The sequence below is a fragment of the Gardnerella swidsinskii genome, assembly GCF_003397705.1.
GTDB lineage: Bacteria > Actinomycetota > Actinomycetes > Actinomycetales > Bifidobacteriaceae > Bifidobacterium > Bifidobacterium swidsinskii.
In genome coordinates this window covers 327623-341613 of record NZ_QJVB01000003.1, presented here as the reverse complement: position 1 = coordinate 341613, position 13991 = coordinate 327623, and the positions used below count along the sequence as shown (strand labels likewise).

Genomic DNA, 13991 nt, shown 5'->3' with positions numbered 1-13991 from the left:
TAAAAAACAGCAAAAAATAAATAAAAAATATTAAGAAAAAATGCAAAAATGGCTACATTTGTAGGGAAAATGTACTAATATCTAGTATGAACGTGACCTTTGAAGAGAAGGTCCCCTGACACAAAGGATGCTGCATGGCATACAACAAGTCTGATCTCGTTTCTAAGATCGCACAGAAGTCCAACCTGACCAAGGCACAGGCCGAAGCCGCCGTCAACGCATTCCAGGATGTGTTCGTTGAGGCTTTACAGTCCGGTGAAGGTTTGAAGCTTACTGGTCTGTTCTCCGCAGAACGCGTAAAGCGTGCTGAGCGCACTGGCCGCAACCCGCGTACCGGTGAAACCATCAAGATTCCAGCTTCTTACGGTGTACGTATTTCCGCTGGCTCCTTGTTGAAGAAGGCTGTTACTGCCTGAAATTAAGCGTTTTTCGTATTTATTACATTAAACAAATACTATTTGCGCAAAAACAAAGATGGGCACTCCAAAGCTGGGGTGCCCATCTTTTATAGATTTCCTCGTTCCATTTTTCGCAAACGCGGCTCTGCGCTATCTTTTGCTCCCGTAATGCGGTAAACGTCAAAAACGCCTTCAATTTTACGGATAGCAGCAAGTAGAGTTGCTAAGTGCTGAGGATCTGCCATTTCAAAGGTAAATTGACTTGTTGCAACACGGTCATCGCCTGTAGCAATAGTTCCGGAAAGAATATTTACTCCATGATCTGAAAGAACGCGAGTAACATCCGAAAGAAGATGTTGTCGATCCAATGCTTCAACTTGGACCTTAACCAAGAACAAGCCTTTATCGCTAGTCCATTGAACAGGAATAACGCGCTCTGATTGAGTTTTTTGCAAATCGAGCATGTTCTGGCAGTCAGTCCTATGCACAGACACACCTTGGTTTCGTGTTATAAAACCAATAATCATATCTCCTGGAACTGGCATGCAACATTTTGCAAGCTTGACCCAAACGTCTCCAACACCCTTAACTGATACTCCCAAAGCACCGTTAGACTTATGGCTGCGCTCAACATGGCGTAAAGGCAATGCTTCTTGTTCTACTTCTTCTGCAACTTCATCAGCGCCCGCATCTTTTACTAAACGCGAAATAACATTCTGTGTAGAAACTTGACCTTCGCCAATAGCCGCATATAAAGACTCAACATTAGTAGGCAAATTCAATTCATCAGCAACGCCAATTAATGCCTGCTGCGTCATCAAAGTAGTTAAAGGCAAGTTACGTTTACGCATAGCGCGAGTTAGCTCATCCTTGCCCTCTTCAATCGCCTCAGAGCGGCGTTCCTTGCTAAACCATTGACGTATTTTATTTCGAGCACGAGGAGATTTTACAAAACTCAGCCAATCGCGAGATGGTCCAGCTGTATCCGACTTTGAAGTAAGCACCTCTACAGTGTCACCGTTTGAAAGTTTCGTATCAAGAGGAACCAAGCGTCCATTTACACGCGCACCCATCATGCGGTGACCAACTTCAGTATGCACAGAATATGCAAAATCAACAGGAGTTGCATCCTGCGGAAGCGCAACAATACTCCCCTTTGGAGTAAAAACATAAACTTCAGAAGCACCAAGATCTTGTTTTAATGAACCTAAGAATTCATCTGAATCTGGAGTCTCACTAGTCCAATCAGCAAGCTGTTGAATCCACTTAAGATTATCTGCTTCGCTAAGCTCTTTTTTGTCATCAATATTATTTTCGCGTTTTAAATCATCATTATCAGGCTTACTTAAAGCGCGACCAGCCTGACCATTAGCTTTGTACTTCCAATGAGCTGCGATGCCGAATTCAGCACGCCTATGCATATCCCATGTGCGTATTTGAATCTCTACTGGCTTTCCACCAGGGCCTACAACTGTAGTATGCAAGCTTTGATACATATTCAACTTTGGAGTTGCAATGTAATCCTTAAAACGTCCTGGAACAGGGCTCCATCGAGCATGCACTGCACCTAATGCTGCATAACAGTCACGAATAGAATCGACTATTATTCTCACACCAACTAAATCGTAAATATTAGCAAAATCATGACCTCGAACGATCATCTTTTGGTAAATAGAGAAATAATCTTTTGGTCGACCTTTTACCGATGCTTTAACATGTTGTTCTGCAAGATCTGCATTAATTTCTTCAAGAATTTGTCGTAAATAAACTTCACGCTGACCTGCTCTACGAGCAACTAAAACAACAATTTCATTATAAATTTTTGGATACAATACTTTAAAACTCAGCTCTTCAAGTTCAGTTTTAATTGCATTCATGCCTAAACGGTTAGCAAGAGGCGCATATACGTCAAGAGTTTCTCTTGCTTTTTTATGTGAACTTGATGGCTTAACATACCTCCAAGTACGAGCATTATGCAAACGATCCGCAAGCTTTACTACAAGCACTCGCACATCGCGGCTCATTGCAACAACCATCTTACGAATAGTTTCTGCTTGAGCACTTTCGCCATATTCCATGTTGGATATTTTTGTAACACCATCTACAAGACCTGCTACAGTATCGCCAAATTCAGCTCGACATTCTTCTAGCGTGTAATCTGTATCTTCTACAGTGTCGTGTAATAATCCTGAAGCAACAACAATTGGTCCCATTCCAAGATCTGCAAGAATTTGAGCTACAGCAAGAGGATGAATAATGTATGGCTCACCAGATTTGCGTCTTTGACCTGTATGCTGCTTTACAGCACGATCATAAGCTCTATGAAGAATGCTCATATCCTCATTAGGATGATGCCATTTGCACATGCTCAATATTGGCAATAATGGATTTTGAGAATCTTCGCTGATTTCACATCCGAGCCTATTGGATCCTTTTATATCCTCTTGAAGTTCACCCATTTGGCACCTCCTAGTACTTTTTACTATCCTACCTGCAATTCGCTCAATACACTACCAAAACAAAAAATACATACAATAAATCCGACTCAGTTTTAAAAACCGGTCGGATATTTATAAAAAGATTATTGTACGCCAGTGGAGCCAAAACCTTTATCAGAGCGATCAGATTCAGGTAATTTAGATGCGGGAATAAATCGTGCTTCTACATAACGTTGTATAACCATTTGAGCGATACGATCACCTTTATGGAATTGCACTGTGTTCTCAGGATCTAAATTAATAAGAGGAACCTTAATTTCACCACGATACCCGGCATCAACTGTTCCAGGTGCATTTAGCACAGTCACACCCTGTTTTGCTGCTAAACCAGAACGAGGATGCACTAAAGCAACATAACCTGCAGGTAAAGCTATAGCAACTCCAGTAGGAACAAGCGCTCTCTGGAAAGGACGCAAAGTAAAATCTTGGGTAGTTCTTAAATCGGCACCTGCATCACCTGCATGCGCGTAGCAAAGCGGCTGTAATGTAGATGTTTCATCATCGAGATACTTAATTAATACCTCAACCTGTTCGGGGCCAGTATAGGTCTCGTCATATGCCATTTAAGCTGCGCACTCCTTGCAAACAGGCTGACCATCAGCATTAGTTTCAGCTAACTGGCTGCGATGCTTAACTAAGAAGCATTCAGAACAAATAAATTCATCGCCTTGCATAGGGATAACAGTTACGGATGCATCTTCGTTACTTAAATCAGCACCTGGCAACTCGTAGTCTTCAGCAATAGCATTTTCATCATCGTCAATATCGCTGTTTGAATTTTGAGAACCTTTACTCAAAGCTTCCAACGACTCTTCGTCCTCATCTTTGCTACGAGGAGAATCATAATCCTGTGCCATTATGGTCCTTTCGTTTTTAAAGCTACTTACGCGCATAGCATACACGAATGCTACCCCGTATATTACACATTTTTTATTTTAAATAAAATGGTAAAGAATGCAGTGTATGGACTAAAGTATATAAATAGTATTGTTAAAAGCGAAGAAAGTGGTGCATAATGCTTGAAAATCCGCCAAAAGAGGCGAGTTTCGACCATATTGACGCAGACGGTAATTTGATTTTCATTTGTGAAAACACGCCGTTACGTATTCAAGTGGACGACACGCTGGAACGCGCCATCGCTGGTTCACATAAAATTACGAGTAAAAACAGCGATGAACATAACTCAGCAGATGCTGGCACAAATTCTATACAATCTAATGCAACATTGCCTATTTCGCAAATTCAGGCATTGATTCGCGCAGGAGTTGCACCTTCACATGTGGCGCAAAGATACAACGTTAGTGAAGCACAAGTTAGGCGTTTTTCTGCAGGCGTTGAAACCGAAAAGCAGTATGCAATTGAGCAGTTCCTTCTAGTACCTGCTCCTAAACAAAGCAATATGCGCACTATTGCAGATTTAATTGAAAGAACATTAGCTAAAGCACATATTGGCATGGAAACAGTGCAATGGAAAGCAACGCGCAGAGGATTAGAGCCATGGCGAATTACTGCTACTTTCAAAACTGCTACTCGCACTATTAAAGCTGAGTGGACATGGAACATGCATGACAACTCTGTTACATGCGCGAACCCTTCGTCTAGATTATTGCTTGGTGAAGATGTTAATGCAGCGGATACTTCTAAACAATCTCCATATGGTGGAGCTTATAGAGATACTGTAAGCATTAATTTCCCATTCAACACTGAAGAGCTTCCAGGAAATTCTATTCGTTCTGCCAGAATCGAACGAGCTGTTTCTCAATGGGAACTTAGAAACAGTGACAAACTTGCAGATGCACAAGCCCAATCTTCCTTCGAAAATCAGGACAATAATTCTGACATACAGCAAGTATTAGAAAAAGGCTATTCTAAGCGTTCTACTGAAACAAATACGCAATTTATTAAAGAAGATAATCCTCAGCAGACTTCGCTAATACAACCAGATGCTGAATTTATTAATAGAAACGAAACGAATAGCAAAATCGTCAATGCGTCTAATGAAGCACAAAAATCATTGGCTGCGAAAGTTCAAAATGCTGAAAAAGCAGATATTGTTAGTACGAATTTGCAAAAAAATGCTGCTGAAAGTAATCAAAATTCTGCTAAAAATAATCAAGAAATTAATACTAATGGCCAAGAAAAATCATCTTCTGAGCACAATAAACGTAAAGCTGGAAGAGCAGCAGTACCAAGCTGGGATGAAATATTATTTGGCGAAAGCTAAATAAGAAGTTTAAAAATAAATTTTTCGCTTATTAACAATATGTGTGACACTCTTAGTAAAATTTGAGTGTCACACATTTTATTTGCTAAGTTACGATTTATAAAATATTTTCAATAATAGAAGCAAAAATCGCTTACACTAAATCTATGAGGCACGGAATATCCATTTCCATATGAGTCATCGATCCATGAACGCTAGGTAAACTCATAGCTTTATCAGATTGAATGCGAGAATCAACAATTGTGTAAGCTCCACAAGCTTGCACAATAACATCGCCAATAACATCCTCTGCCCTGTTGTTTACTAAACCAAAAATACCATCGTCAATGGCTTGTTTTTTACTGCGTACAATTGCATTAGTTCCAAAATATTCACGCCAACGGTAAATAATATCTTCAGGATTTGCGTCACTGTTAGCATACAACATTACAGAACGAGGTTCACCGCCAACCATCGATACGCCTTTTATCAGCTCATCATGTTTAGCAATATCAATTCGCTTATTGGGATCGGATTTAATCATCCCATGATCTGCAGTAATAACAATTAATGTTCCAGGAGCACAATTTGCTCGCAAAAGACGCAACTGCTCGTCAATTTGCTCAAAAACAGAAACCCACTGCTGAGAATCCCAACCATAATTATGACCGGTTTTATCAGCGTCACGTAAATACATATAAGTTAAACCTGGAGTTTTACTGTTATTAGCAGCCTTAAGAATGCGAGCTCTAGGAGTTCCAGCAGTAATATAATTTGCTCCACGAAAAGCAGCTTTGGTAAGAGGAGTATTTTCAAACTTTGGTAATCCCACGCTATCTGCACGGACTCCATTAGAAACTAAACTTTCAAATATAGTCGGCTCTTGCTGCAAAACTAGCGGATCAGGCGCATCATTAAATTGAATAAGCTGCGCAAGTTTACCAGTTTGAGAATTCTTTTGCGTGTAACCGGTCATGCAAGTAAGACCAGGACATGTGCCTGTTCCAAAAGTAGCCATTGCAGCAACAGTTGTGCTTGGAACGCACGTGCTAATTGGTCGTTGATTTATTGATTCGTTAAGCAAGGATCGTAAATAAGGAGCGTGACCTTTGCGCATAAGAATATTCCAGTATCCTAAACCATCTATTAACACTACAATTGCAGAATTAGATTTAGGGAAACCAAGACTTTCTCGCAAAGCGTGTGGATCGTTATGAATAGCTGTTTTAACAGGAGCATCTATTGCATCACTTAAAGCTGGAAGAACCGAAGATATATGTAACGCTCCACCAAGATTTTTTTCATTAAAATCGTAAGAAAAATTTTCATTAACTGCGGAATTAGAAAAATCACCGTACTTAACATTACCAACAAATTGCAAAAGATCATTTTCAGACGGTATTTCAGCACTCATACTTACTATTGAACCACTTATATTGCATTGAACAAAACGCGAATAACAAATATTTATATAAATAACTAGTCAAATTGCTGAAAAATTCAGCAAAAACATGCTGTTTGTGCATATAAATTGGTAAGATTGATAGCCGTAATGTCATTCAAGGAGTTCTAAATATGCCCTCACGCCATCACTCAACACAGCAAGCTTTCGACCCAAGAAAAGTTAAAGAGCATATTGTTGAAACACCATTAAACGAAGAAATGAGCAAATCCTTCTTGGAATATGCTTATTCAGTTATTTATGCTCGAGCTTTACCGGACGCACGAGACGGAATGAAACCAGTGCAGCGACGCATTGTGTATCAAATGGGCAATATGAATTTGAGTCCTGATCATGCTTATATGAAATCAGCGCGTGTTGTTGGTGAAGTAATGGGTAAACTTCATCCTCACGGTGATTCTGCAATCTATGAGGCAATGGTTCGTCTAGCTCAACCATTTTCCCTACGCTTGCCGCTTGTTGACGGACACGGTAATTTTGGCTCTCTTGACGACGGTCCAGCAGCTTCTCGATACACCGAAGCGCGTTTAGCTCCTGCATCACTAGGTATGAACGCGGATATCAACGAAGACACAGTTGATTTTGTACCAAATTACGACAATAAACTAAAAGAACCTACTGTGCTTCCTGCAGCTATTCCAAATCTTTTAGTAAATGGCGCTTCTGGAATTGCTGTAGGCATGGCAACAAATATGGCAACGCATAATCTAGGCGAAGTAGTTGCTGCAGCAAAATATGTTATGAAACATCCTGATGCAACCCTAGATGATCTTATGAAACTAGTTCCAGGACCTGACTGGCCTAGCGGAGGAATTATCATTGGTCGAAGTGGCATTCGCGAAGCTTACGCAACAGGTCGCGGAGCATTCACTACAAGATCTACAACACATATCGAAAATATTACTGCTCGCAAAAAAGCTATTATTGTTACAGAACTTCCGTTTATGGTTGGCCCAGAGCGCGTTTTGGAAAGAATTTCTCAAGGAGTTAAATCAAGAAAATTAGACGGTATTTCAGGTGCTATTGATTTAACAGATCGACATAACGGAACTCGTATTGTTATTGAGATTAAGACAGGTTTTGATCCTAACGCTGTGCTTGCTCAACTTTTTAAGCACACTCCTTTGCAAGAGAGCTTTACCATTAACAATGTTGCACTTGTTGACGGTAGACCTCACACAATGGGCTTGCGAGAGCTATTAGACGTTTGGATTTCTCACCGCAGAACCGTGGTACGCAGACGCAGCGAATTTAGGCGCAAAAAAGCTCAAGAACGCTTACATTTGGTTGATGGCTTGCTTCTTGCACTTCTTGATATTGATGAAGTAATTCAGGTCATTCGTTCATCTGAAGATGCAGATAGTGCAAAAACTAAGTTAATTAAAGTATTCGATCTTGATGAAATTCAAGCACAGTATATTCTTGACTTACGTCTTCGCAGACTTACTAAAATGAGCCGAATAGAGCTCGAAGCTGAACGCGACGATTTGCTCAAAAAAATTGAAGAGCTAAATCAAATATTAAGTTCTGAAGCTAAACTCGACAACGTCGTAATAGCAGATATGGATTCTGCAGTTAAACAATGGGATACTCCACGCAGAACAATTTTGCTTGACGAAAATGAAGATGGTAGTTTTACTCCAGTAGCCTCCAGCATAAATAAAAACAGTGAGGATATTGCGATTAAAGCCGTTCAATCAGCAAATAAAATTACTTCAACTCAAGCAGATTTGGCTGCAGCAGCTAATGCAGCTCGTAAAACTGGAGAAGCTGACGCATCTTCTGTTGCAATGCAATTAAGTGACGAACCTTGCGCAGTAGCATTAAGCACTTCAGGGTTAATTGCCAGAACAAGCATTGCAGTGTTAGAACATTGGAATTCGCACAACAACAACGTATTTAACACTCCTTGTAAAACAATGTTTGCAACAACAACGCGTTCAACTTGTGCTCTTGTTACTTCATCTGGTCGACTAGTTCTAGCTCATGTTGCAGATTTGCCACAACTTAACTATGAAGAAGGAAAACCTGCGCTGCTCAACCACGGAGTAAAAGCACAAGAACTGCTAACTTCCACGCAAAGCACGGATCCAGTAAGAGGAGAACGCGTAGTTTCAGCAATAGCATTTGATGCCTCACAAAACGCTACTCCACTTGCAATTGGAACACGAAACGGTGTAGTTAAAAGATGGAATTTTGAAGCTCCAACTACCATGGATTCATGGAGCATAATTGACTTAAAAGACGACGACACCGTTATTGCCGCAGCTCCAGCAAAAGACAACGACAGACTCGTGTTCATTAGTAGTGATTCTTCATTACTTGCCTTTGACGCTAAACAAGTTAGACCACAAGGACGCACAGCAGGCGGAATGGCAGGCATTCGTTTAGCAGAAGGTGCTAAAGTTGCAACCTTCGCAGTAGTGCCAGAAAAATCAATAGAGTGGCATTACGAAGAAGGTGAAAATGGTTTATTCTCCGCTTCTGGAACAGTTGTATTCACCGTTGCTGGAGACAGTGAAGCTCTTCCTGGAACCGAAAACGGTTCTGCAAAGATTACTCCATTTGACATGTACCCAACAAAAGGTCGCGCAACTGGTGGCGTGCGCTCGCAAAGATTCCTTAAAGGTCAAGATACGTTGATACACGCATATGTTGGATACTATCCATTGCAAGCAGTTACGGAAGGCGGAAGCAATGTTGAGTTACCTAAACCAGATATGCGTAGGGACGCTTCTGGAACTGAGCTTGTTTCCCCAATTGCACATATTGGGTAGTAATGTTTTTGCTTGCTAGTTTTACATTTTTTAAAGCTAGTTTTTGCGAGCATGCTTGGAATATCTGCGAAGTGATTTTCTAGCTTCTACAAGTGCAAAAATTCCTGCAGTCACAGATGCAAACAAATAATTTATTACCATAGCTACTGAAGAGCCAGTTTTAGGAAGATGCTTAACAACGCGCTTAGCTTCCGGTTGCTCGGGTTGCGAAAGAGCTGGAGCGGACTCAGGTTCTGTCTCAGACTCAGAGGGTGTCAGAATCGGACCTGGAGCGACAGGGGTCGGCGACTCAGGAACTGGAACAGGAGTTGGAGTTGGCTCCGGCTCCGGCGCAGGAGCTGGTGGAGTTGGAGGCGTTGGCTTCTTATTAACAGTTACTGTTGCAACTGCTGTTGCAGTAGCACCGCCATTGTCCGTTACGCTAAACGTGATAGTGTAAACGCCTGGAACATTGTTATTAAAACCACCGTCACTAATACGCCTAACCTTAGTTGTTATAGAATTATCCTCAATATCACTAACAGACACAACAAGACTATTCAAATCGAGTGAATCACCCTCAGTAATAGTCTTATTCTGAACTGTAATAACTGGTAAGTAATTCTTAAAAATGGAGTAAACTTTCAAATTTTTGTTTACACTAGTGCTGGCAAGGAACACTGCACCAGTACCGTCTTGATCTTCATTCCACCCTTCAAAAGTGTACCCAATCTTCGTAGGATCTTTAGGCATCGACTGACTATCAACACTCTTATCGTTTATGCTCTTGCCTTCCTTAACTTGCACAGAAGCATAATGAGAATTAGCGCCATTTACAAAAGTAACTGTGTAAATCGTAGCTTTAGGAACAATGTTGTACGTAAAATGCGATCTACCAATCATCCTAGGCACACGCTGAACAAAGTCATAAAAAATGCACTGACCTTCAAGTGTGCCAGTTTTTACAGCTACATATTTGCCATCAGCATTTTTCTTAAAATATGGTGAGAGGTCAATCGTTACAGGATTTCCATTCTCCTCAAAACCCTCCATAACACTGATTGTATGACCAGCGCTTTCTTGCGTAATTTTGATAGGACTTTTGTATTCCTCTCCCACTTCAATAGTGAAAGGTCCAGGATTTTGATTGTCAAACGGTGAATCATTTTCCCCTGAGCGAAACTTATATTGTCCTAAATTACCTTTTACGACAATATCAGAAATTTTATTACCTTGGAAAGCAACACTACCAACTCCAGCAAGATAATACGGATTAGTATCTGTATCGTGCTCTTTTCCCTTATCATCAAGCACGCCTTCAAACACAACTTTTTCAATTTCATTAGCAACAAAGGCTGCATCGCTTACTGAAACCACATTTTTTGGAATAACAACGGTTCCTTTAATCTTATTCCAACCGAACGCACCGTATTCTATGATTTTAAGAGACTGCGGAAGAGTTACACCCTCAATATAAGTTTCGCCATCAATGTGCTCATGCTTATTCCCAACCTGCTTTGCACTTCCAGTAAAAGCACATTCATGAATAACTTCAATACCTTCAGGAATAACTATGTGATGATTTTTCTTAAGCTTTTCCTTGCCTTTGGCGCTAAGTCCATCCACATATTCATTTACTGTTTGATTCGTTTCAGGATGATAAACATCTTTCCTGCCACCAACAGTTTTACCATCGGCAGAAATATTAAAGTCGTCCTTCGTCCAAGTTAAAGATGCATCATCTGTAGTACCCGAATCAGTTGATGCTGCTTTAGATTCTGCAGATGCGTGTACGCTTCTATCTTCACGATTATTTGTTTGAAGATTAGTATTGCTTACATCTATAAGAGTTTGTGTAAGTCTAGCATTTTCAGAATTTTCAGCATCAATTACAGATTCAGAAGCTTTAGAAGATTTAGTAGATTTTGTGGTTTCGGCAGTTTTTGCAGTTTCGCTAGACTTGGAAGATACAGTATTTCCAGAAGGTTTTGCGGAAGTGCTATCTAAAGCAGACCCCCCAATGGGCGTATTAGAAGCTGCGTTATAAGAAGTTACGGAAGAAGAACCTTCTGTAGAGGAAGTTTCTCTGTATTAGAAGCTGTGGTAGAAGAATTTACAGTCGTATTAACACCAGAAGAAGCTGAAGTTTCGGCAGCATTCGCACTTTGTGCCATGCAGAAAGCACAAGCAGCAGTAGCAATACCCATCATAGTGCTAGTCAACATAAGACCAGTTCTCTTATTCATTTACCCTCTTAAAAAATAGATAACGAGATAATGTAAAAACGTATACACATTGTACGCTTTATAGTCGAAATACAAATGCAAGCATGGTATATCACACAATCGTTTAATTTATTACAAAAGTCATGCATTAACACACATTTTAGAATTATGCATCTCATCAAGCAAATCTTGAACCAAATATCCGTCGCTCATACAATGCATATCCGAAATACCATTACGCATCAAATCGTAAGTAACAGAATGGTAAAACACGTCAAGCGCCTGCTCATAACTCAACCCAGCACGCTCAGCCAGAAGACTTACAACCCTAGCATACTTCTTTTGCAACAAAATAGGATTCGCCTTCAAAATCCATCACTCCCCTAAAAACTTACTATTTACACACTCGCTTTTTATGTATGTAAGACACAAATCAATAGCTTTTTGACTTCTAAAACATATTTGATTATTAGGTTTTTCATATTTTAGTCTGCCTAAAGCTTCAGACTTAGTAATTAAATCATCAAAAAACAATTCAAGTGTGTTATAAACCTTATCGTTTGCTACACCGCCAATTACTACATCAAAACTGCTTGTATCATTTCCAGAACGAGCATTAAGTATGAAATTAAGCCATTCTTCAGAATATGAATCAAACTTAAGAACAGATAATTCATTAAGAACATTATTGTCAAAATTATAAGAAGAAACAAAAGCATCTTTGTCCTTGCGAATAAATTTCTTCGCCCAATTATCAGCCTGACTACGTATTGATGTAACGTAGAATCCTGCGCCAAAATCAACATCTTTACGCGAATGCAATACATCTGGAAATTCAACAGGCATAAAAGAACCGTGATAAACAATCATACTTTTACACCTTTTTCGCGCATGAAGGAAATAATATCGTTTGTAATATACTCTTTGCCTTGAGTGTGCAAAACGTCATAAGATGGAACAATATAAGACATAAGAATATTACTCTTCTTAGTCAAAGCATCATACGTATCGCGAGGGTTTTGATTAAGCTTCTTAGCAACATTTTCAATACAAAATATTGCAAAATCAAGCTTATCTTTGTCAAAGACTTCTTGCTTAATATCATTCATAACCCCTCCTTTTGTAAAAACATTATTAGAAATACATCTACTAGATAATGCGTATACAACAAGTTCTAACACACCTAGCACACATAACACATCTAACACAAGTCTACATCAAAAAAATATAAGCAATCGCGCACACAAATGCTTTCAGACTCGAGTTACGCAAGTTCGAAGCAAGCGCACGTGCATAAAAGTCATTACAGCGAGAAGAATAAGCAAATAAGCCGGAAGAAGCACCATAGAAACATTCTGCGCAATTAGTCCAAAAATCGCAGGCATTACCATAGACCCAATATATGCGCTTGCCATTTGCATGCCAACAATAGCTTGAGACTTATCTGCACCAAAATAATGCGGCGTGGAATGAATAATGCATGGGTAAACTGGAGCGCAGCCTAGTCCAATAATTACAAATCCTGCAATAAGCTCAATATGATTCAGCAAAGGCAGCAACAATACCAGAATGCCCATAAGCATTACGCACTGCCCAATACGAATCATCGTTGCATCGTTAAAACGCATAGTAAGAAATCCGCTTACAAAACGACCAACTGTAATGCCAACATAAAACAAGCTTGCCCAACCTGCCGCAACAATGCGGCTAACTCCTCCATGCAAAACCATGTAACTACTAGCCCACAATCCTGCAGTTTGCTCCAACGCACAATAGCAAAAGAACATAATAAGAATATTCTTAGCTCCTGGAATGCGCAAAACTTCTGCGTAAGATAGCATCCCAGAAGATTGTTTCTTTACCTCAGTAAGATTATGCGTCTCTGCCTTTTTATTATTATTTTTCCACAGCGGCAAACTTATGAATAACACAAGAGTGAGAGCAATTTGTATAACAGCAATATACTGGTAGCCTGCAGGCCAGCGCTGACCGTGAGAAAGTGCGAAACCCATAACATAAGGACCTGCGGAAGCACCAATTCCCCACATGCAGTGAAGCCAGCTCATGTGCCAGCTTTCATAGTGAATTGCAACGTAATTATTAAGAGCCGCATCCACTCCTCCAGCACCTAAACCGTATGGTATAGCTAGAAAAATAAGCACAAGATAATTCGGAGCAAAAGAAAAACCTAGTAACGCTAAAGCTGTTAAAGCAACTGAAATAAGCGTAACCTTCCCAGGGCCAAACTTATGCGTAAACCTATTAGATAGCAGCGCAGAAACAATTGTTCCTGCAGAAATAACCATTGATATTCCACCAGCCCAAGAAATTTGCGCACCAATATCATGACTCATCGTAGGCCACGCAGCTCCAAGAAGAGCATCCGGCAAACCCAAGCTTATAAAAGCAAGATAAATAACAGCAAGAAGAAGGTTAACCATAAAAATTC

At 40.1% G+C, this 13991-nt stretch carries 14 protein-coding genes; 4 read left to right on the top strand and 10 right to left on the bottom strand.

Annotation, left to right across the window (positions count from 1 at the left end; translation table 11 throughout):
• Nucleotides 1–134: 134 nt before the first annotated feature.
• Nucleotides 135–416, top strand: coding sequence for an HU family DNA-binding protein (locus tag D0T18_RS05365; protein WP_004119480.1), 282 nt, complete (start codon nucleotides 135–137; stop codon nucleotides 414–416).
• Between the two features lie 89 nt (nucleotides 417–505).
• Here the strand turns inward: D0T18_RS05365 and D0T18_RS05360 are convergent, their stop codons facing one another.
• The 3 genes from D0T18_RS05360 to D0T18_RS05350 all read right to left on the bottom strand — a co-directional run bounded on the left by D0T18_RS05360 (nucleotide 506) and on the right by D0T18_RS05350 (nucleotide 3753).
• Nucleotides 506–2857: a RelA/SpoT family protein gene (locus tag D0T18_RS05360; protein WP_103014015.1), complete on the bottom strand. Its 2352-nt coding sequence runs from the start codon at nucleotides 2855–2857 to the stop codon at nucleotides 506–508.
• 122 nt (nucleotides 2858–2979) lie between these two features.
• Nucleotides 2980–3459, bottom strand: a complete 480-nt coding sequence (gene dut, locus D0T18_RS05355) for a dUTP diphosphatase (RefSeq protein WP_004111486.1) — start codon at nucleotides 3457–3459, stop codon at nucleotides 2980–2982.
• A complete protein-coding gene (locus D0T18_RS05350; protein WP_004111484.1) occupies nucleotides 3460–3753 on the bottom strand; it encodes a DUF4193 domain-containing protein in 294 nt (97 codons plus the stop codon).
• A 158-nt stretch (nucleotides 3754–3911) separates the two neighbouring features.
• On the opposite strand from D0T18_RS05350, the gene sepH reads away from it, so the two are divergent.
• A complete protein-coding gene (gene sepH, locus D0T18_RS05345; RefSeq protein WP_004111481.1) occupies nucleotides 3912–5120 on the top strand; it encodes a septation protein SepH in 1209 nt (402 codons plus the stop codon).
• A gap of 133 nt (nucleotides 5121–5253) precedes the next feature.
• Here sepH and D0T18_RS05340 read toward each other — a convergent pair whose 3' ends face one another.
• A complete protein-coding gene (locus tag D0T18_RS05340; protein WP_004111479.1) occupies nucleotides 5254–6513 on the bottom strand; it encodes an alkaline phosphatase family protein in 1260 nt (419 codons plus the stop codon).
• A gap of 161 nt (nucleotides 6514–6674) precedes the next feature.
• Here D0T18_RS05340 and D0T18_RS05335 point away from each other — a divergent pair, with 161 nt between their 5' ends.
• Nucleotides 6675–9338, top strand: coding sequence for a DNA gyrase/topoisomerase IV subunit A (locus tag D0T18_RS05335; protein WP_064621594.1), 2664 nt, complete (start codon nucleotides 6675–6677; stop codon nucleotides 9336–9338).
• A gap of 36 nt (nucleotides 9339–9374) precedes the next feature.
• Here D0T18_RS05335 and D0T18_RS05330 read toward each other — a convergent pair whose 3' ends face one another.
• Complete coding sequence (locus D0T18_RS05330) at nucleotides 9375–10943, bottom strand: InlB B-repeat-containing protein (RefSeq protein ID WP_410309483.1); 1569 nt, start codon at nucleotides 10941–10943, stop codon at nucleotides 9375–9377.
• A gap of 205 nt (nucleotides 10944–11148) precedes the next feature.
• Here D0T18_RS05330 and D0T18_RS07035 point away from each other — a divergent pair, with 205 nt between their 5' ends.
• Entirely contained in the window at nucleotides 11149–11364 is a 216-nt protein-coding gene (locus D0T18_RS07035; RefSeq protein ID WP_116440616.1) for a hypothetical protein, read from the top strand.
• 4 nt (nucleotides 11365–11368) lie between these two features.
• Here D0T18_RS07035 and D0T18_RS07030 read toward each other — a convergent pair whose 3' ends face one another.
• The 5 genes from D0T18_RS07030 to D0T18_RS05300 all read right to left on the bottom strand — a co-directional run bounded on the left by D0T18_RS07030 (nucleotide 11369) and on the right by D0T18_RS05300 (nucleotide 13983).
• Nucleotides 11369–11563, bottom strand: coding sequence for a hypothetical protein (locus tag D0T18_RS07030; RefSeq protein ID WP_116440615.1), 195 nt, complete (start codon nucleotides 11561–11563; stop codon nucleotides 11369–11371).
• A 120-nt stretch (nucleotides 11564–11683) separates the two neighbouring features.
• A complete protein-coding gene (locus D0T18_RS05315) occupies nucleotides 11684–11911 on the bottom strand; it encodes a DUF3791 domain-containing protein (RefSeq protein ID WP_004111475.1) in 228 nt (75 codons plus the stop codon).
• 6 nt (nucleotides 11912–11917) lie between these two features.
• Entirely contained in the window at nucleotides 11918–12412 is a 495-nt protein-coding gene (locus D0T18_RS05310; RefSeq protein ID WP_012914120.1) for a DUF3990 domain-containing protein, read from the bottom strand.
• Nucleotides 12409–12651: a DUF3791 domain-containing protein gene (locus D0T18_RS05305; protein WP_012914119.1), complete on the bottom strand. Its 243-nt coding sequence runs from the start codon at nucleotides 12649–12651 to the stop codon at nucleotides 12409–12411. Before D0T18_RS05305 ends, D0T18_RS05310 begins: the two co-directional genes overlap by 4 nt.
• A 144-nt stretch (nucleotides 12652–12795) precedes the next feature.
• Nucleotides 12796–13983, bottom strand: coding sequence for an MFS transporter (locus tag D0T18_RS05300; protein ID WP_116440614.1), 1188 nt, complete (start codon nucleotides 13981–13983; stop codon nucleotides 12796–12798).
• Between the last annotated feature and the right edge of the window lie 8 nt (nucleotides 13984–13991).